The following is an 18,399-nucleotide window of genomic DNA, read 5'->3' as shown; positions in this document are numbered from 1 at the left end:
GGCGGCGGGGCTGACGGTACGGGCGTTGCGGGGGCGGGCCGGTGGGCCCGAAGGCGGCGGGGGCTTACGGGCGGAGGCTCACGCCAGGCTCAGGTTGTTCTCGTCGGTGGCGTCGAAGAGGTCGGCGGTGTCCTGGCCGTGCGCGGACATCGCCTTGAGCTTGTTGCGGATCTGAGTCGTCAGCCCGTAGAGGTCCGAGGTCGGCTTGTCGATCTTCTCGTGGTACTGCTTGCCGATGTCGTCGCCGCCGCCGGCCTTGACGTTCTTCGTGTTGATGTCCTCCATCTCCTTGTTGATCTTCTCGACCAGTGCGGCCACGTCGTCGAAGTTGGTGAACGCCTCCTTGAGGCCTTCGTCCTTGCGCAGCGTCTTAGCCATTGAACTCCTCCTGCTTGTGGGACTTGGCGGTCCGGTCGGCGCCGGGGCGCATCGCGGTGAGCGGGGCGAGCAGCGCGTCCAGATCCAGTGCGCCGCCGCCTCCGAAGAGTTCCTCCTCGTCCCCGCGCTCGCCGGTGAAGTTCATCCGCAGCGTCTCGCCGACGCCCTCGAAGCCGCGCATCTCGGCGGTGAGCTGGTCGCCCATCCGGGCCCTGGCCTCGTTGAGGACGTCCTTGAGCACGGCACTCAACTCGGCCGGGGCCATGGACTGGTAGGCGGTGGTGTGGAAGTTCAGCGCGAGCAGCTCGCCCTGCGGGCCGACCTTCGCGGTGACCATCCGGTCCTTGCTGGTCGCGGCGGCGGTCATCGCCTGCATCCGGCGGGTGGACTCGGCCAGCTTCTCCTGCTGCTCCGCCAACGAGGCCATGGCCTGGTTGAGTTGGTCTTCGAAGGAGTACGACATGCTCGTTCCTGTTCCTTGTTCGTCGGTGGGCTCACGTGTGCCCACCACCCGGTTCGGCGCCCTGGCCGGGCGCCCGGGCGGGGCGCCCGGGCGGGGCGCCCGGTTCAGCGGCCGATGACTCCGCTGACCGCGCCGGTGTCGGTGCCCCACACCTCTTCGTCCTCCGCCAGCCAGGTGGTGCGCTGACGGTCCTTCTCCCCCTGGCCGCCGCCCATGCCTCCGCCGCCCATCGGGCCCATCGGCATCCCGCCGCCGCTGGTCGCCATCGAGCGGCCCCGCATCGCGGCCTCCTCGGCGGACATCGCGGAGGCCTTCTGCAGCGCCGCCTTCTCGGCGGCGGCGGACTCGGCCGCGGCGGCGGCCGCCGCCTTGCCGCCCGGGGTCAGCCCGCCGCTGTTCTCGATCGCCCGCGCACTCACCCCGCCGCCGGAGCTGACCAGCTTGGGCAGCTGGCCACCGCCGGGGCCGAGGCCGCCCGCGCCGAGGCCGCCCGTTCCCCCGCCGCCCAGCAGGCCGGTGTACGGGCCCAGCCCGCCGGCCCCCGACTCCAGGTCGTGGCCGCCGAAGGAACTGCCCAGGTCCAGCTTCCAGTCGGAGCCGGTGGCCGGCAGCCGGGTGCCGCCGCCCGAACCGATCCCGCCCCCTCCCCCGCTGCCGCCGCCCATGATCGCGTCGATCGCGTGCTGGCGGTCGGTGTAGCGCTGGGAGACGTCGGAGATCGGGCGGCCGGTGGAGTCCAGCAGGGTGCCGTCCCCGGCGATGGAGCCGCCCTTGGGCAGCACCACCGGGTTCCCGTCGCGGTCCAGGACCTCCTTGCCGTCGGGGCCGATCACCGTCCCGTCCTCGCGGACCCTGGAGCCCTTGGGCACCTTGGCGTTGGTCCCGTAGATGCCGCCGCCCGTGCCCGGCGGCACGTCCGAGCCCGGCGGGACCACGACGGGCTTGCCGTCCTTGCCGATCACCTTCTGGCCGTTGGCGTCGTACACCTGGCCGTCCTTGCCGATGTAGCCGCCCGGGGGCAGCAGCACCGGCTTCTTGTCCGCGCCGAGGACCGGCTTGTGGTCCTTGTCGAGGATCGGCGTGCCGGCGCCGTCGCCGATTCCGGAACCGCCGCCGCCGGGGCCGATGACGGGTGGCGGCGGAGGCAGGTGGGTCTTGGAGCCACCGCCCGTGCCACCCCCGGCTCCGGCGCCGGCACCGCCGCCGGAGCCGCCGCCCAGGTCGACCTTGCCCTTGCCGCCGTCCGCGCCCCCGTCCTTGCCGCCGCCGGAGCCGCCGCCCAGGTCGACCTTGCCGTTGCCGCCGTCCTTGCCCCCGTCCTTGCCGCCGTCCCCGGCGCCGGTGGGCGGGCCGGTGGGCAGGTCCAGGGTCGCGTTGCGGTAGCCGAAGCCGAAGTCGGCGTCCAGCCGGTTGTAGGCGTCCTGCAGGACGAGCATCGGGTCGCCCACCTTGCGCACGGTCACCGCGGCCGTGTTGGGGTCCTCCGACTGGTAGGCGTAGGACCTCTCGTCCAGGTACTTCTTGACGTTGTCCAGCCAGATGGACTTGGCCCTGAGCTCCAGCTGGTCGTAGAAGCCCTGCTCCCGGGGGTCGCCGAGGGGGGTGCTGATCGAGCTGATGGCATGCGCGGTGGAGTCGAGTTGCGGCACGACGCCCGCCAGCGCGGTCGACAGGGCCTCGTAGATGGCATGGGAGGGCCACAGCTTCCCGCTGTCCCACCAGCGCTGGTGAACGGAGTGGAGCTTGTCGACGGTGGCGGGGAGCAGGTCGGCCACCGACCTGAGGTCGGCCTCGTAGGGGCTGTTCTCCAGCTGGACCCGGACGGTCTCCAGCTCCAGCGCGTACTGCTTGAGCAGCACCTTGAACTCCCCGGCCGCGTTGCCCTGCCAGTTGCTGTCCGGCCCGTTGACCAGCTCCGCCCAGTGCTGCACTCGCGGCTGCCACAGGTTCAGCCACGCCCGCACCTGGGAGATGCCGTCCGCCGCGTACCGCAGGCTCTCGGGCTTGACGGTGTCGTTGCCCGGGCCGCCCGAGCCCAGCGGCGCGAAGATCGCCTCGTGCTGGTGGATGAACTGGGACAGCGGCTTGTCCGCGTCGTTGCCCCAGTCCGTGTAGTTGACGCTCACCGTGATCCGGATGCTGTGCGGGACCGTGTCGTGCATGTAGTTCCACGCCCACCAGACGTCGGGGCTGCCCATCCCCGAGACCGCGCCCTTGTCCGTCGTGCCGTTGTAGAACTTGCTGGTGTCGAAGACCATCTTGTCGATCGGGCGCAGCCAGGGCTTGTCCTTCGAGGGCCCCGCGACCTGGTCCCTGGTGACGATCTTGGAGCTGCGCTGGGCCTCGGAGGCGAAGAAGCCGAGCACGCTCTCCCAGTTCAGATCGGCCATGGGGGTTCGTGTCTCCAAAAGGTGTCGGGCGGTAGGTGCGGTCGGGCCAGGGGCGGGGGCCGGAGCGGCCTAGGACGACGTGCTGGCCTTGGGGGCGGTGGCGGCCGACACCTTGCCGAGGATCGCCATCATGTCGGCGGCCGTCATGGCCTCCTCGTGGGCGGTCTCCATGAGGGTCAGCGCGAGCCGGATCCTCAGCTGGGCCTCGGTCATCTGGGTGCCCATGGTCTTGAGGTCCGTGGAGATGCCCCCGGCGAGGCTCTTGAAGTCGGTCTGGATCTTGGTCGCGATGGACAGCGCCGCCGGCGAGCCGTGCCCCAGCAGCAGGGTGGAGTAGTCGCCGCCTCCCTCGCCGGCGAAGGACAGCATCGCCCGGTAGCCGGGGTTGCCCGCCAAGTCCTTGAGGAAGGCGCCGAGTTCGGTGTCCGCGAAGTACTTGAGGTCGTCGTGCTTGACGCTGAGGGTGTGGTTGTAGTCCGGCTCCGTGGGCGTGGCCATCAGCCGATGCCCGCCGCGGCGCGCTTGTCGGCGTCGCGCAGCAGGCCGTGCATGGTGCGCAGGGCCTCGACGCCGGCGGCGATCTCGGTGTTCATGTCCGCGTTGTTGGCGGACAGCACCGCGTTGAAGGCGTCGGCGGCCTGGGCGAGACTGCCGCTGAGGTGTTCCTGGTTGTTCTTGATGGCCGTCATGCAGTTGGTCATGGCCTCTGCCATGGCCCGGCTGGCCATCTCCATGTCGTCGGCGGCCTGGTCGATGTTGGCGTGGTTGAGCAGGATGTTCGCCATGGGGGTCCTCGCTGTGGGTCGTGGTGGTGGTGGAACGGCCGGGCAGGCGGAGCGGGTCAGGGGTTGAGGCCCTTGTAGACGGCGTCGGAGTGCCCGCCGCCCCAGCCGCCACCGACCCCCGCCGCCTCGTCGTGGGCGTTGCCGACCTGCCGGTGCCCGGCGGCGAAGGCCTCCTGGAAGGTCCGGTAGGCGCTCTGGAGGCTCGCGTACTTGCCCTCCCAGGCGTTGAGGTTCTCCGTGTACTTCGTGCTGCACGCGGCCTGGAAGTGCTGCTGGACCTCGCTGTTGATGTCGTGGATCCGCGCGGCGGCCCGCATCATCGCCTCGATCTGCTCCTCCAGGGAGGCGTGGGTGCCCTGGACGGCGTGGTCGTTCACCCTCAGGTTGTTCACCACGGTGGTTCCTTTCCTAGGCCCGGTTTCGGTTTCCGGGTTTCATTTCAGGTCAACGGGGGTGTGGAGAGCGTTGGTTCACCGGGCGCAGGCCGGGCCCGGCGCTGCGGTGGCGGCGGTCCCGGTGGCGGCGGCGGTGCCGGTGGCGGGTCCGGCGGTGGGGCCGGTGAGGGCGGCGGGGTCCAGGCTGGGGCCGGTGGGCAGCAGGGCCAGCAGGGCGGCGGGCACGCCCGCGGGGGCCACGTCGCCGTAGCCGAGCTGTTTGGCGACGGCCGGGGAGGCGAGCGGGTACTTGGCACCGTTGTCGGTGACCAGGTAGAGGGTGGTGCCGGTGCCGGCGGTGGACAGGGCGCGTACCAGGGCGCCGCCGCCGGGGCGTACGGCGATGGTGTCGGCGGGGGTGCAGGCGGCCTCCAGGCCTGGCTGGGCGGTGGGGGCGGGGCCCTGGACGGCGGTGTCGTCGACGAGGGTCAGGGTGGTGGTGGGGGCGGGGTCGCCGGGGCGCAGCTCGGTGCACAGGTCGCGGCCCTGGGGGGCGGTGAGCAGTTCGGGCACGGTGGTGGGCAGGGCGGTCGTGCCCGGGGCGGCGGGTGCGGTGTGGGCGGCGAGGTCGGCGGCGCCGATCGCGGCGGGGGTGGCGGCGCTGCCCTGGTAGGCGCTCTGCTGGGTGCGCGGGTCGGCGAGGAGCAGGCGCAGGGCCATCTCGGTGAGCGGGGTGAGTCCGGCGGGGGTGAGCAGGTAGGGGTCGCCGCCGGGGCCGGTGAAGAGCTGTCCGAGGCGGGTGGGCCGGGTGGCGAGGTCGGGGCCGGGGGTGCCGCGCTGGTCGAGGTCGGGGGCGGCGAGGTCGGGGCCGGCGGGCACGGCGTCGAGGAAGGCCTGGGTGACGGGCTGGGGGGTGACGGCGGCCTGGCCGAGGGCCTGCCGGGCACCGTTGCGGGTGTCCAGGCGCAGTCGGCGCCCGTGCCACAGCAGGTACTGGGTGCCGTCGGGGGCGGCGACCAGGAGGGCCTGGCGGTCGGTCAGGGCGGTGCCGCGGGTGGTGGGGTCGACGGCCAGGGCCAGGCGGGGGCGGCGGGTGCCGGAGGGGTCGGGTTGCCAACTGGCGCAGGCCAGCCAGGGAGCGGTGGCCAGGCGCTCGGGCTGGGGCAGGCCGTCGGGGGCGCCGGGGATGCCCAGGGGGGTGCCGCGCGGGGTGTCGGCCAGGGAGTGGACGCTGACCTGGTCGACGGTGAGCTGGTCGCCGGCGAGCAGCCGGGCGGTGGCCTCGTTGAGCACGGGGTGGAGGGCGCCGTCGAGGTAGAGGTAGCGGGCGCCGCTCTCCTTGACCAGGACGAGGGTGCCGGGCTTCTTCCAGCCGGTGGCGCCGCCGGGGACGAGGACGCCGTAGACGGCGGCGATCAGGGCGGCGAGGGCGGCGACGACCAGGCCGGTGACGATGCCACGGGAGGTGCGCCCGGTGGGGACGTCGGGGGCGTCGGGTTCGCCGCGGAGCATGCCGGTGGCGAGGCGGCCCATCACGAACAGGTGGGCCTGCACCTGGTCGCGCTTCGACTGCATGGTGGCGGTTCTCCTCGGTGGCGGGGCTCGGCGGGTACGGCGGGTACGGACGGCGGGCCGGTACGGCGGATACGGCTGGTGGGCCGGCAGGTGGCGCGGGTGGCGCGGGGTCAGCCGGCGAGGGCGCGCAGCGCCTGGAAGGTGCCCGCCGCGGCGAGGGCGAGCGGGAGGACGGCGACGGCCGCGAGGGTGTGCAGGAGGTCGGCGGCGCGGCCCCAGTAGGGCAGCAGGCGCCGGCCGGGGACGGTCCAGGAGGCGGCGGCCAGCAGGGCGGCGGTGGCCAGCAGCGCGGCGAGCAGGCCGGTGCGGGCGGCGGGGGTCAGCTCGGTGGCGAGGCGGGCGGTGAGCAGGGCCGGGCCCAGGACGGCGGGGACGAGGACGGCCAGGCGCTGGGGCACGGAGCCGATGCCGCGGGCGTGCAGCGCGAGCAGCAGGGACAGGGTGCAGGTCAGGGTGGTGGGGACCCAGCCGTCCTGGCGGGTGAGGGCGGTCAGGGCCAGGGCGAGGACGGGGGCGAGGGCGAGGTGGAAGGCCGTCAGGAAGCCGTCGGCGACGGTGCTGCGGGAGCGGACGGTGGCGGCGGGGACGGCCTCGATGCCTTCCTGGAGTTCCTCGGCGTTGCGGGGCAGGGCCGGCAGGCGCAGTCCGGACAGCCGGAAGCACAGGCCGGGCAGGAACGCGGCGGTGGCGACGGGGGCGACGGCCAGGGCGGCGGCGGTGGCGGGCGCGGTGAGCCCGGCCAGCAGCAGGGCGCCGGCGGCGGTGACGTGCAGGGCGAACAGGACCAGGCCGAGGAAGAGCGGGGCGGCGCAGCCGACGGCGGCCATGGCCAGGACGGCGGCTCCGGCGCCGGCGCAGCCGCCGGCGAGCAGCCGGGCGCCGGTGGCGGAGGGTCCGGTGGCGCTGGTGAGGAGGGCGCCGGCCACGGCGAGGTAGGGCACGGCGGCGGCGCCCAGGGCGGTGCCGGCGCCGGCGTCGCCGACGGCGCGGGATGCGCTGAGGGCGCCCAGGAGCAGGAACAGCGCGGTGACGGCGGCGGCGCCCGCGCGCAGGTGGGGCGGGCCGGACAGCAGCAGGAGGGCCAGGCCGCCGGCCAGGACGGTGACGGCCAGGGCGAGGGCGGTGTGGTGGGTGAGGGCGGGGCGCCAGGTGTCGGCGCGTTCGCGCATGCCGGTGGCGAGGCCGTCGGGGAGGTCGTCGTAGTGGACCTCGGGGAGCGGGTCGCGGCGGGGGCGCAGGTGGAGGTCCTCGCCGTCGCGCAGGCCGAGGGCGTCGGCGCCCAGTTCCTCGTCCAGGGGGGCGTGGCCCAGGCGTTGGAGGATCCAGCCGTCGTGTTCGGTGCCCTGCTCGTCGAGGTCGTCGCCGGCGTGGTCGAGGACGGCGGGCAGCAGGTCGGCGAGCGGGACGTCGGCGGGGACGACGAGTTCGAACACCGCGTCGGGTGCGTGGAACCTCAGTCGGCACAGTCCGGTGGCCGTGGTTCCGGTGGTGCTCCCGTTCAAGGTTCTCCTCGTGCTTGCGTGCGACGGTCGCCGTGCCGTCCGCGGGGTGGTCTCCTTCCCGGGGGACGGGCCGGGACGGGTGCGGGGTTCAATCCGAGCCGGACGGGCCGGACGGGCCGGGCGGACGGGCCCGGCGCGGACGTGGCGGGCGCCCTCGGCAGGGGGGTTGAACCCGGGAGGGGTCGCCGTCCGTCGCCCCAGGAGGACGGCGCCCGCGCGGCGGGGCACTTCGCGGCCGTCCTTCCCGGGTGCGAGGAGCGCTTTCGTTGAGTGTGGTAGTGGTCGAGCGTGCGCCGCGGCGCCCCGGGCCGGCGATGCCCGACGGCGAGATCCAGCTGCAGGAGCCGCCGGTCCTGCCGCAGTCGCAGAGCGGCATGTCGAGCATGATCACGATGGCGCCGATGGCGCTGAGCTCGCTGTCGATGGTGTTCGTGTTCCTGCGCCCGGGTGAGGGCGGCGGGATCATGACGTACGTCGCGATGGGCATGATGGGCCTCTCGGCGGTGGGCATGCTGGTGACGTCGCTGCTGCGCGGGTCCAGCGACCGCAAGCGGGAGCTGCGCGCCGAGCGGCGCGACTACCTGCGCTACCTCGCGCAGATGCGCCGTCAGGTGCGCGGGCACATCGTGCGCCAGCAGGAGGCGCTGGCCTGGCGGCACCCGGCGCCGGGGGCGCTGGCCTCGCTGGTGCGCACCTCGCGGCTGTGGGAGCGGCGCAGCGCGCACCCGGACTTCGGGGACGTGCGGGTCGGGGTGGGCCACCAGCGGCTGGCGGTGCGGCTGGCGCCGCTGGCGACCAAGCCGGTGGAGGACCTGGAGCCGCTGTGCGCGCACGCGCTGCGCCGGTTCATCCACGCGTACGGCACGGTCGCCGACCAGCCGATCGCGGTGTACGTGCGCGGCTACGCCCAGGTGCTGGTGCGCGCGGACGACCGGGAGGCGGCGCGGGCGCTGACGCGGGCGATGCTGGCGCAGCTGGCACTGTTCCACGCGCCGCAGGAGCTGCGGATCGCGGTGGTGTGCGAGCCGGGGCGGCGCGGGCGGTGGGAGTGGGTGAAGTGGCTGCCGCACGCGCTGCACCCGCAGGACACCGACGCGCTGGGGCCGGTCCGGCTGACGGCCGGTTCGGTGGCGGAGCTGGAGCAGGTGCTGGGGGCGGAGTTCGCGGGGCGCGGGCCCTGGGAGCCCGAGGCGCAGCCGGGCCGGGACGAGCCGTTCACGGTGGTCGTGCTGGACGGCGTGCCGGTGGGTGCGGGCAGCCGCGCGGCGCTCGCCGGGTGGCGCAACACCGTGCTGCTGGACCTGGGTGAGGCGCTGGAGTGGAAGCCGCTGCGGCACCGGCTGCGGCTGCGGATCGAGGAGGGCCGGCTGGCGATGGTCGGCGCGGACCGCAACCACCGGGACGAGGAGACCGACCTGGGTCGGGCGGACGCGCTGTCGCTGCCGGCGGCGCGGCGGCTGGCGGCGCTGATGGCGCCGTACCGGATCGGGGACGGGTCGGAGGGCGGCGAGCCGCTCGCCGGGGACTTCGACCTGGCGTCGCTGCTGGGCGTCCGTGACCTGCACGGGCACGACGTGGCGGCGGGCTGGGCGCGCGGCGTCGCCGACCGGCTGCGGGTGCCGCTGGGCATCGCCGCCGACGGCACGCCGGTGGAGCTGGACATCAAGGAGTCGGCGCAGGGCGGCATGGGGCCGCACGGGATGCTGATCGGGGCGACCGGGTCGGGCAAGTCGGAGCTGCTGCGCACGCTGGTGCTGGCGCTGGCGCTGACGCACTCCTCCGAGGTGCTGAACTTCGTGCTGGTGGACTTCAAGGGCGGGGCGACGTTCCTGGGCCTGGAGCAGCTGCCGCACACCTCGGCGGTGATCACCAACCTGGCCGACGAGGCGGCGCTGGTCGACCGGATGCGGGACGCGCTGCACGGGGAGCTGGTGCGCCGTCAGGAACTGCTGCGGGCGGCGGGCAACTACAGTTCGCTGCTGGACTACGAGCGGGCCCGGGCCGGCGGGGCGGCGCTGGAGCCGCTGGCGACGCTGTTCGTCGTGGTCGACGAGTTCTCCGAACTGCTGGCCGCGCACCGGGACTTCATGGACCTGTTCATCATGATCGGCCGGCTGGGGCGGTCGCTGGGGGTGCACCTGCTGCTGGCCTCGCAGCGCCTGGACGAGGGGCGGATGCACGCGCTGGAGTCGCACCTGTCCTACCGGATCGGTCTGCGGACCTTCTCGGCGATGGAGAGCCGGGGCGTACTGGGCGTCCCGGACGCCTACCACCTGCCCTCACAGCCGGGCAACGGGTTCCTGCGCAGCGACATCGCCACGCTGACCCGGTTCAAGGCCGCGTACGTCTCCGGGCCCTACCGCGCGCCGCGCCCGGTCGAGGCGCGCCGCCAGGCCGCGGCCGGGCAGGTCGCGGTGTACGGCACGGAGTACGTGGCGCCGCGTCAGCCCGTCGTCGTGCCGGAGGAGGTGCGGGAGCAGGAGGCGGCGTCCGGCCGCAGCCTGCTGGAAATCGCCGCGGAGAAGCTGGTGGACGCCGGTCCGCCGGCCCACCCGGTGTGGCTGCCCCCGCTGGGCGTGCCGCCGACCCTGGACCAGCTGCTGGCGCCGCTGGCACCGGTGCCCGGGTGCGGGCTGACCGCCGAGGACGACCCGGGCCGCGGCGCGCTGCGGGTGCCGGTGGGCGTCGTCGACAAGCCCTTCCAGCAGGTCCGCGACCTGCTGGTCGCGGACCTGTCGGGAGCGGGCGGCCACGTGGGCGTGGCGGGCGGGCCGCAGAGCGGCAAGTCCACCCTGCTGCGCACCCTGGTGGCGGCACTGGCGCTCACCCACACCCCGCGCGAGGTGCAGTTCTACTGCCTGGACTTCGGCGGCGGCACGCTCTCCTCGCTGCGCGCCCTGCCGCACGTGGGCGCGGTGACCGGCCGGCACGACCCGGAACGGGTGGTGCGCACGGTCGCGGAGGTGAACGCCATCCTGGCCCGGCGCGAGCAGAGCTTCGCCGAACAGGGCATCGACTCGGTGGCGGCGTTCCGGCGCGCCCTGGCCCAGGGGGCGCTGCCCGGCGAGAGCCACGGTGACGTGTTCCTGGTCGTCGACGGCTGGAACACGGTGCGCCAGGAGTTCCCCGACCTGGCACCGGCCCTGACCCTGATCGCCCAGCGCGGCCTGAACTACGGCATCCACCTGGTGGTCGGCACCACCCGGTGGGGCGAGGTCACCGGCGCGCTGCGCGACCTGCTCGGCACCCGGTTCGAGCTGCGGCTGGGCGACCCGGTCGACTCCGCGATCGGCATGCGGATCGCGGCGACCGTGCCCAAGATCCCCGGCCGCGGACTGACCGGCGAGGAACTGCACTTCCTCACCGCGCTCCCCCGCCTGGACGGCCACGGCAGCACCGAGGACCTGGGCGAGGGCGTCGCCGACCTGGTCGACGCCGTCGCCGAGCACTGGAGCGGCCCGCGCGCACCGGAGGTCCGGATGCTTCCGCTGCACCTGCCCGCCGCCGCGTTGCCCGCCCCCGAGGGTCGGCTGCGGGTGCCGCTGGGCCTGCGGGACGTCTCCATGGACACCCTGTGGCACGACTTCGAGGAGTCCCCGCACCTGGTCGTCGTCGGCGACAGCGAGGCCGGCAAGACCAACCTGCTGAAACTGGTGGCCGCCGGGATCACCCGCGCCTACCGGCCCGACGAGGCACGGATCATGCTGGTCGACTACCGGCGGGTCCTCCAGGGCGCGGTACCGCCCGAGTACCGGCTCGGACACGCCGTCGCCGTGGACGTGCTGCGCCAGATCGTCGACGGCGCGGCCCGGGCGATGGCCAACCGGCTGCCCGGCGCGGACATCGCCCCCGAGCGGCTGCGGCTGCGGGACTGGTGGGAGGGCCCCGAACTGTTCATCCTGGTCGACGACTACGAACTGGTCTCCGGCTCCCCCGGCGGCATGCACGCCCACCCGTTCGCGCCGCTGCTGGAACACCTGGCGCAAGGCACCGAACTGGGCCTGCACCTGATCGTGGCCCGCAGCGCCAACGGCGTCGGACGGGCCTCCTCCGACCAGCTGCTGCGCAAGCTCGAAGAGGTCAACACCCCCGCGCTGCTGCTGTCCTGCCCGCCCAGCGAGGGCTTCCTGTTCGGCAACACCAAGCCGCTCGCGCTGCCCCCGGGCCGCGCCCTGCACATCACCCGACGCCGGACCGTGCAGGTGCAGACCGCGCTCGTCGACGACGGCGACGGCGGTGTGGCCGGCAGCGGTGGGAACGGCAGTGCGGACGGGGACGGGGAGTCGAAGCAGTGAGTGCCGTCGAACGGGCCTCGGGGGCGCGGCGCTGGCTGCCCCGCCGGCACACCGACACCGCTGCGGCGCCGGCCGCCGTGGCCGCGGGCGCGGGCGCGGCAGCGCTGCACGAGGTGGGAGCGCACTTCGTCATCGCGCCCGGAAACGGGAACGGCACCGGGGCGGCGGCGCTGCCGGCCACGCTCACCGACGCGCTGACCGCGCTGGAAGCCGTGCCCGGCACCGTCACCGTGCTGGCCGCGGCCCCCGACGCCCAACCCGTCCTGCTCGGCCGCCTCGCCGACCTGGCCCGCACCGCCGCCGACCGCAACGCCGCCACCCTCGTCCTGGCCGCCTCCGCCCTCGCGGCGGCACCCGCGTCCGGACCCCGGCCCGCGCAACGGATCGCCGAGATCGCCGCCACCAGCATCGTCGCCCCGGACGGACTCGTCACCCTGCGCCCCGACGGCACCCTGCTGACCACGGGCGCCACCGACACCGAACCGTCCTCCTGGTGGCTGTTCACCCCGGACGGACGCACCCGCCGACTCGGGCCCGTGTGGCCCCTGCCCCGCCCGGACGCGGGCGCGGCACGCGGGCGGGCAGGCACGACAGCCACCGCAGCGGCGGCACCGGCGGCGGCAGGCCCGGCACCCTCCCCCGCGGCACCGGCCGGACCCGTGGCCGCAGCGGCGGCCCAACCGGCGGCCGAACCAGTGGCCGAACCCGCGTCGGAGGGCGCGGCCGACCCGCTGATGACCGTGCTGCCGCACGGCTTCTGGTTCCACGGCGGGCCCGGCCCGGCCGCCGTGCCGTCCCCCCTGCTGCGGGCCGCCGCGGCGCCCGGCACCGCGGTGCTGGTGGTGGGCCGCCCGGACGCACCCCTGCCGCCGGCCGCCGACATCGCCGCGATCACCACTGCCGCCGCCTCCGCCACCGCCTCCGCCCGGCCCGTCCTGCCCGGTGCCGACCCCGCCGAGCTGCTGGTCAGCGCGCCCTGGGCCGACACCGCGCAGCTCGTCGCCCTGGCCGGGGCGCTCGCCGTGGCCCTCGGTCACGACGTACGGGCCGCCGTCGGCCTGCCGACGCACACCGCGAGCGGCTGGTCCTCCCGCGTCCTGGGCGCCGACGGGGCCCCGGCCTGGGAGCCGTGGCTGACCGAACTGACCGCCAGTATCGAACTGGGACGGGTGATCGCCTCCGCGTGGCGTCCCCTCCCCGCGGCCTTCGCCGTCTCCGGGCCGGCGCTCCATCAGGCCCCGGTCGCGGGCTGGCGCCTGGAGGCCGTCCCCGCCGGGCTGTGGCTGCGGCCCGATCGGACGCCCGACGACCGCGGCCCCCGGCTGCTCGACCCCGACCCCGCCCGGCCGACGCTGATCGCGGGCTCGGCCGACCGGCCGGCGCCCGCCGAGGTGCTCGCCGTCCTGGAGGACCTGGCGTCCGCCCTCACCGAACCGGGTGCCCCGGCCCCGCACCTGCTCCTGCCCGGCACCCCCAGCATCCACCGGGCCCCCACGGCCGCACCCGCGGCCCCCGAACCCCTCACGCCGGAGGCCCCCACCACCCCGGCTCCCGCCGAGAGCCACACCGAGCCGCCCGAGCCGCTCACCCCCGCCACTGCGGCGACCGTCACCACGGAGAGCACCGACACCCCCGACCACGGCGACGAGCAGCTCACCCCACCCGAGCCGACCACCCCGCAGGACCCGCTCCTCGCCCAGGCCCCCGCCGAGGGCGACAGCGAGCCGATCGCCCCGGCCACCGCCACCACGACCGAGAGCACCACCGCCTCCGGCTCCCCCGACTCCGCCGCCGCACCCCGCCTCCTCGTCCCACCGACCGGCGCCGGCGCCGCCGGCCGGGTGTCCACGGCCGCCGAGCGGGCCGCCTTCCGAGCGCTGCTGGGCGCGGACTTCCACCGTTACGCCAGCCGCGCCGAGCAGGCCGCGCTGCGGATGCCGGCGCTGCGCGCGCAGTCCCGGGACGACCTGAGGGACGATCTCGCGGCGGTGTACCTGCACCACACCGACACCGGGATCCCGGTGCACCGAGCCGAGTTGGTCGAGGCGGCCCGGCGAACCGCCGGCGGCGAGGGGCCGTTGGCCGGCTACCTGGCCTGCCTGGGATCGGGGCTGCGGCGCCTGCCCAACCACCGGGGCGCGGTGCTGCTGGGCGCCGACGTGTCCGCGTCGGTGCTGGCGCAGTACACGCGCGGTGCGCTGCTGGTGGAGCCGGCGCCCGTGGTGGGGACGGCGCAGGCCGAGGTGGTGCCGGGCACGGACGTCGAGTTCCTGCTGTGGTCGGCGACCGGGCGGCGCACATCCGTGATCGCCGAGGACGGGGATCCCGAGGTGGTGTTCCCGCCCGGCACCCACTTCCTGGTCCTCGACGTACTGCCCGCCGACGAGGACCGTCCGGCCCGGGTACTGCTGCGCGAGAGCGTGCCCGGCGGCGCCGGGGACGAGGCCGCGGACGAGCAGGACCGGGCCCGGCTGCTGGCCTGGCAGGAGCGCCGCGACCGGATACCGGCCGAACGGCTTCGCGCTTCCGCCCGCCCCGAGCGGCTGCACCTCGCACTCGGCGTCACCCCCCGGTAGCCGTCGTCGCCATGTTCTCCGGGCCGTGACCGGTGTGGATCTCCGAGGCGTCTTCGGCGAAGGTGGTGTCGTGTTCGAGGACTTCGTCACCGGCCTGGTCGACGAGTCCGTCCACGACACCGCGGAACAGGACCTGCTCGCCGACCTGGCCACCTCGGCCTGATGCCCGGGAATCCTCCGGGACGGCCTTGCGGCCTTCGCGTGATCCTGGACTCCGCCGAGCGGGCGAGGACGTGACGCGAAGGCCGCACCGCGGGAGCGCGCCCTTCTCGTTCCCGGCGGCGTCGTACTCGGCCACGATCCACGGTGCGGACCCGGGAGCCGAACCTGCGGCGCTCCGGCCTCGGGGCCGGGCCGGACCCGGGCGGCTCGGTCACTGGTCATGGGGGTGGAACTGCCCCTCGTGTCCTTGCGGGCCGACCCGGCCGGGCGGGACGGTCCCGCCCGGGGCCGGCCGCGGGGGCCGGTGGATCCGGGGCCGGGGCCCGGTCACCCGACGATCACCGACTCCGCCGCTGCCACGAACGACACCGGGGTGACGGGTTCAAACATGCGGAACAGCGGTGCCCCGATTCTGGCTCGTTTCCCGCACTCGGCGCCCCGCGGCCCCAGGTAGTGCTTGTGGCGGGAGGGATGCGCACCTAGATTCACGACGTGTCGATCCAGTAGCTGAGAGTGGCAACGGTGTCCCGCCGTGAACTCGGTGCCCGGCGGTCCGATCGTGGTGGACAACGCCCTCTTCCCCGGTCGGGTGGAGATCCCGCCGCCGGCGATGACCGACGGCGTCACCCCGGCCTGGAAGAAGCCCCGATCTGTTCCCCGTCCTCTCGACTCCCTCGTGGAAAGGCTCACGCATGACCACCCTCACCGGACAGCACGAGAACGGCCGGCACGTGAACAGCCCGTCGGACCACGACTCGGACCCGCACGAGACCGACCTGCGCCGGATCCGCACCCTGATCCTGGCGGCGGACGGGCCCGAGGAGCAGCTTGCGGCGGTGATCAGGACGGCGGGCGCCGAGCAGACGGCCGCCGACCTGGTGGACGAACTGGTCAGCCGGGCCGACCTGAGCGAGCAACTCGCCGCCGCGGCGGTGGTGGTGCAGTTCGAGCTCGCCTTCGACGGCCAGGTGCTCCGGCACCACCTGCTGACCGGCCCCAAGGCCGAGCACCGCACCGGGCCGGCCGACGAGCCCAGCGCCACCGTCGAGCTGGACCTGCTCGACCTGGCCCGCGCCGTCTTCGGCGCCCGGCACACCGCAGGCCACCGCACGCCCAGGGTCACCTGGCACGGCATCGAGGACCCGGCCCGGCTGATGCCCGTGCTGGCGGCCTTCCCGGTCGTCCAGCAGCTGCTCCGCGGCTTGGTGGAACAGCCGCTCGACCTGGCCGAGTTGTCGCTGCGCCACGGTTCGGACAAGTGGGGGCTGCACTACTACACCGAGCACTACGCCCGGCACTTCGCCCCGCTGCGGGACCGGCCGCTCACCATCCTGGAGCTGGGGATCGGCGGCTACGCCGACCCGGCGGCGGGCGGTGGCTCGCTGCGGATGTGGAAGCGCTTCTTCCGGCGGGGCCTCGTCTACGGGGTCGACGTCTACGACAAGACGGCGCTGCGCGAGCAGCGGATCCACACCGTCCAGGGCGACCAGGCGGACCCGGCCTTCCTCACCGCACTGGCCGAGCGGATCGGGCCGATCGACATCGTCATCGACGACGGCAGCCACTACTGCCCGGACGTCATCGCCGCCTTCGGCGCGCTCTTCCCGCACGTGGTCCCGGGCGGGCTCTATGTGATCGAGGACCTGCAGACCTCCTACTGGCCGAGCTACGGCGGCAGTTCGGAGCGGCTCGGCGACCCGACCACCAGCATGGGCTTCCTCAAGCAGCTGCTCGACGGCCTCAACCACGAGGAGCACGAGCCGCCGACCGCGCACCGCCCGAGCGGGACCGACCGGACGCTGGCCGGCGCGCACTTCTACCACAACCTGGCGATCCTCGACAAAGGCCGCAACGAGGAGGGCACCCTCCCCGCCTGGATCCCGCGCCGGCAGCTGAGCGCCGAGGAGATCGCGGACGCCCGGCGGGCCGCCGAGCAGCAGTCCGAGCTGCAGCCCGAGCCCGGCCCGGACCAGGACCCCAGCTGAGCCGCGCGGCCTGGCGCGCCCCTTCTCCCTTCCCGAATCGCGCTTCTCGCTTCCCTCTTCCCTCGTCCCTCTTCCCGATACCGACGGAGTAGCAGTGAGCCACATCCTGATGGTCAACATCCCGGCCCACGGCCATGTCTTCCCCACTCTGGCGGTCGTCGGTGAACTGGTACGCCGCGGGCACCGGGTCACCTACGCGGCCGTCGACGACTTCGCCCAGGCCCTGGCCGAGGTCGGCGCCGAACACCTGCGCTACGACTCCACCCAGCCGCTGGACAGCGTGGGCGGTCCCGAGAACGGGCGCACCCCGCTGATCTTCCTGGACGAGAACATCGCCGTCCTGCGCGCGGTCCAGGAGTGGTTCGGCGACGCCAGGCCCGACGCGGTGGTCTACGACGCCGTGGCCTTCCAGGCCGGTCGGATACTGGCCCACACCTGGGGGCTCCCGGCCGTCCAGTCGACGCCGTTCTTCGCCTCCAACGACACCTACTCCTTCGTGCAGCAGATGATGGAGGCGGACGGCGCGGTCCCGCTCACCGAGGAGGTGATGGTCGAATTCGGCGTCCGGATGGCCGAGTTGCTGGCCTCGCACGGCATCGACGAGCCGGCGCACGAGTTCATGATGCGCACCGAGCGCCTCAACCTCGTCCACGTGCCGCGGTTCTTCCAGCCGCACGGCGAGAGCTTCGACGAGCGCTTCGCCTTCGTCGGGCCGTGCCTCACGGACCGCTCCTTCCTGGGGGAGTGGCGGCCCCCGGCGAGCGGCCTGCCGGTGGCGCTGGTCTCGATGGGGACCGTGCACAACAGGCATCCGGAGTTCTTCCGGCTGTGCGTGGACGCCTTCGCCGAGCTGCCCTGGCACGCCGTCATCTCGGTCGGCGGGGGGATGGACCCGGCCGACCTCGGTCCGCTGCCGGACAACGTCGAGGTCCACCGCTGGGTCTCGCACCTGGCGGTGCTCCGGCACGCCCGGCTGGTGATCACCCACGGCGGCATGGGCGGCGTGCTGGAGTCCCTGGACGCCGGCTGCCCGATACTCGGAGTGCCGTCCTGGCCGGACGTCGCGGCCAACACCGCGCGGGTGGCCGAGCTGGGCCTCGGCCGGGTACTGCTGCCGGCGGAGGCCGACGTGAGCCGGCTGCGGGCCGCGATCACCGAGGTGGCCGCCGACGCGGCCGTGCGGGAGCGGGGCACCGAGGCGCAGCGCCTCACCCGGGAAGCGGGCGGTGCCACCCGCGCCGCCGACGAGATCGAGGCCTACCTGAAGCGCACGACCTGATCCCACCACAGGGCCCGGCGTCCCCGACGAGAAGCGGAACGATCAACGGCCGCCCAGGGGTCCCGGCGGGCGGTGCGCGCCACCATGGTGGGCCGATGTCATCGACCAAGCAGTTCCAGGTCACCTTCGACTGTGCGGAACCCGAGCGCCTCGCCCGTTTCTGGTGCGAGGTGCTGGGGTACGTCGTGCCGCCGCCACCGGAGGGGTTCGCCACGTGGGAGGACTACAGGAGCGCGCAGCCGGCCGACCGGCGGGACGCGTGGTTCGCCTGCGTCGATCCGTCAGGCGTGGGGCCGCGGTTGTACTTCCAGCGCGTTCCCGAGGGCAAGGCCGCCAAGAACCGGCTGCATCTCGACGTACGGGTCGGTACCGGGCTGGTGGGTGAGGAGCGGCCGGCCGCGCTTGAGGCCGAATGCGCACGGCTGGTCCCGCTCGGCGCGGTACACGACCTCGTAGGTCCGGTAGAGCTCCCGGCCATGCGGCTCGGTCCCGACGCCGCCGACGAACAGGTACCCCGGACTCATGACAGCTCCTGTGAATCGGAGCGAATGGAGGGGTGCCGGTACGGCCCGAGCGTAGTGCAGCAGAAGTGGGCCTGACACCAGAATGCCGCAGAATCCGGCGTTCGACCGGAC

13 protein-coding genes are annotated in these 18,399 nt (G+C 74.4%); 5 read left to right on the top strand and 8 right to left on the bottom strand.

Translation table 11 applies throughout. The features are described from left to right. Window positions 1–78: 78 nt before the first annotated feature. From ACGF0D_RS17870 to eccD, 8 genes are all read right to left on the bottom strand, one after another. Window positions 79–378, bottom strand: a complete 300-nt coding sequence (locus ACGF0D_RS17870; RefSeq protein ID WP_392883070.1) for a hypothetical protein — start codon at window positions 376–378, stop codon at window positions 79–81. Continuing rightward, the gene (locus ACGF0D_RS17865; protein ID WP_392883072.1) at window positions 371–841 is read right to left on the bottom strand and encodes a YbaB/EbfC family nucleoid-associated protein; all 471 of its coding nucleotides are present in this window, start codon (window positions 839–841) and stop codon (window positions 371–373) included. Before ACGF0D_RS17865 ends, ACGF0D_RS17870 begins: the two co-directional genes overlap by 8 nt. A gap of 104 nt (window positions 842–945) precedes the next feature. Further along, entirely contained in the window at window positions 946–3,231 is a 2,286-nt protein-coding gene (locus tag ACGF0D_RS17860; RefSeq protein ID WP_392917148.1) for a hypothetical protein, read from the bottom strand. A gap of 69 nt (window positions 3,232–3,300) precedes the next feature. Next, window positions 3,301–3,729 (bottom strand): hypothetical protein, encoded by a 429-nt coding sequence (locus tag ACGF0D_RS17855; protein ID WP_392883076.1) that lies wholly within the window; start codon window positions 3,727–3,729, stop codon window positions 3,301–3,303. Further along, window positions 3,729–4,016 (bottom strand): hypothetical protein, encoded by a 288-nt coding sequence (locus ACGF0D_RS17850; RefSeq protein ID WP_392883079.1) that lies wholly within the window; start codon window positions 4,014–4,016, stop codon window positions 3,729–3,731. Before ACGF0D_RS17850 ends, ACGF0D_RS17855 begins: the two co-directional genes overlap by 1 nt. 56 nt (window positions 4,017–4,072) lie before the next feature. Beyond that, complete coding sequence (locus ACGF0D_RS17845; RefSeq protein ID WP_392917145.1) at window positions 4,073–4,411, bottom strand: hypothetical protein; 339 nt, start codon at window positions 4,409–4,411, stop codon at window positions 4,073–4,075. 75 nt (window positions 4,412–4,486) lie between these two features. Beyond that, complete coding sequence (gene eccB, locus ACGF0D_RS17840; protein WP_392917142.1) at window positions 4,487–5,965, bottom strand: type VII secretion protein EccB; 1,479 nt, start codon at window positions 5,963–5,965, stop codon at window positions 4,487–4,489. A 110-nt stretch (window positions 5,966–6,075) separates the two neighbouring features. Next, window positions 6,076–7,467, bottom strand: coding sequence for a type VII secretion integral membrane protein EccD (eccD, locus tag ACGF0D_RS17835; RefSeq protein WP_392917139.1), 1,392 nt, complete (start codon window positions 7,465–7,467; stop codon window positions 6,076–6,078). A gap of 266 nt (window positions 7,468–7,733) precedes the next feature. Here eccD and eccCa point away from each other — a divergent pair, with 266 nt between their 5' ends. The 5 genes from eccCa to ACGF0D_RS17810 all read left to right on the top strand — a co-directional run bounded on the left by eccCa (window position 7,734) and on the right by ACGF0D_RS17810 (window position 18,363). Then, entirely contained in the window at window positions 7,734–11,762 is a 4,029-nt protein-coding gene (gene eccCa, locus ACGF0D_RS17830; RefSeq protein ID WP_392917136.1) for a type VII secretion protein EccCa, read from the top strand. Next, window positions 11,759–14,338 carry a hypothetical protein gene (locus ACGF0D_RS17825; RefSeq protein WP_392917133.1) on the top strand — a complete coding sequence of 860 codons (2,580 nt, stop codon included), beginning with the start codon at window positions 11,759–11,761 and terminating at the stop codon, window positions 14,336–14,338. Before eccCa ends, ACGF0D_RS17825 begins: the two co-directional genes overlap by 4 nt. Window positions 14,339–15,192: 854 nt before the next feature. Beyond that, window positions 15,193–16,485, top strand: coding sequence for a hypothetical protein (locus ACGF0D_RS17820; protein ID WP_392917131.1), 1,293 nt, complete (start codon window positions 15,193–15,195; stop codon window positions 16,483–16,485). A gap of 94 nt (window positions 16,486–16,579) precedes the next feature. After that, entirely contained in the window at window positions 16,580–17,764 is a 1,185-nt protein-coding gene (locus ACGF0D_RS17815) for a macrolide family glycosyltransferase (protein ID WP_392917128.1), read from the top strand. Between the two features lie 95 nt (window positions 17,765–17,859). Continuing rightward, window positions 17,860–18,363 carry a VOC family protein gene (locus ACGF0D_RS17810; RefSeq protein WP_392917125.1) on the top strand — a complete coding sequence of 168 codons (504 nt, stop codon included), beginning with the start codon at window positions 17,860–17,862 and terminating at the stop codon, window positions 18,361–18,363. Window positions 18,364–18,399: the final 36 nt, after the last annotated feature.

Source organism: Kitasatospora sp. NPDC048298 (assembly GCF_043201465.1).
In the GTDB taxonomy this organism is placed as follows: Bacteria; Actinomycetota; Actinomycetes; order Streptomycetales; family Streptomycetaceae; genus Kitasatospora.
Note: the sequence above shows the minus strand (reverse complement) of the source record. Positions and strands in the feature narration are given on the sequence as shown.

Excerpts from the sequence above, each read along its gene's own strand:
- ACGF0D_RS17865 (WP_392883072.1), bottom strand. The coding sequence starts at position 841 with ATGTCGTACTCCTTCGAAGACCAACTCAACCAGGCCATGGCCTCGTTG.
- ACGF0D_RS17810 (WP_392917125.1), top strand. The coding sequence starts at position 17,860 with ATGTCATCGACCAAGCAGTTCCAGGTCACCTTCGACTGTGCGGAACCC.
- ACGF0D_RS17870 (WP_392883070.1), bottom strand. The coding sequence starts at position 378 with ATGGCTAAGACGCTGCGCAAGGACGAAGGCCTCAAGGAGGCGTTCACC.
- ACGF0D_RS17820 (WP_392917131.1), top strand. The coding sequence starts at position 15,193 with ATGACCACCCTCACCGGACAGCACGAGAACGGCCGGCACGTGAACAGC.
- ACGF0D_RS17860 (WP_392917148.1), bottom strand. The coding sequence starts at position 3,231 with ATGGCCGATCTGAACTGGGAGAGCGTGCTCGGCTTCTTCGCCTCCGAG.
- ACGF0D_RS17855 (WP_392883076.1), bottom strand. The coding sequence starts at position 3,729 with ATGGCCACGCCCACGGAGCCGGACTACAACCACACCCTCAGCGTCAAG.
- ACGF0D_RS17850 (WP_392883079.1), bottom strand. The coding sequence starts at position 4,016 with ATGGCGAACATCCTGCTCAACCACGCCAACATCGACCAGGCCGCCGAC.
- eccB (WP_392917142.1), bottom strand. The coding sequence starts at position 5,965 with ATGCAGTCGAAGCGCGACCAGGTGCAGGCCCACCTGTTCGTGATGGGC.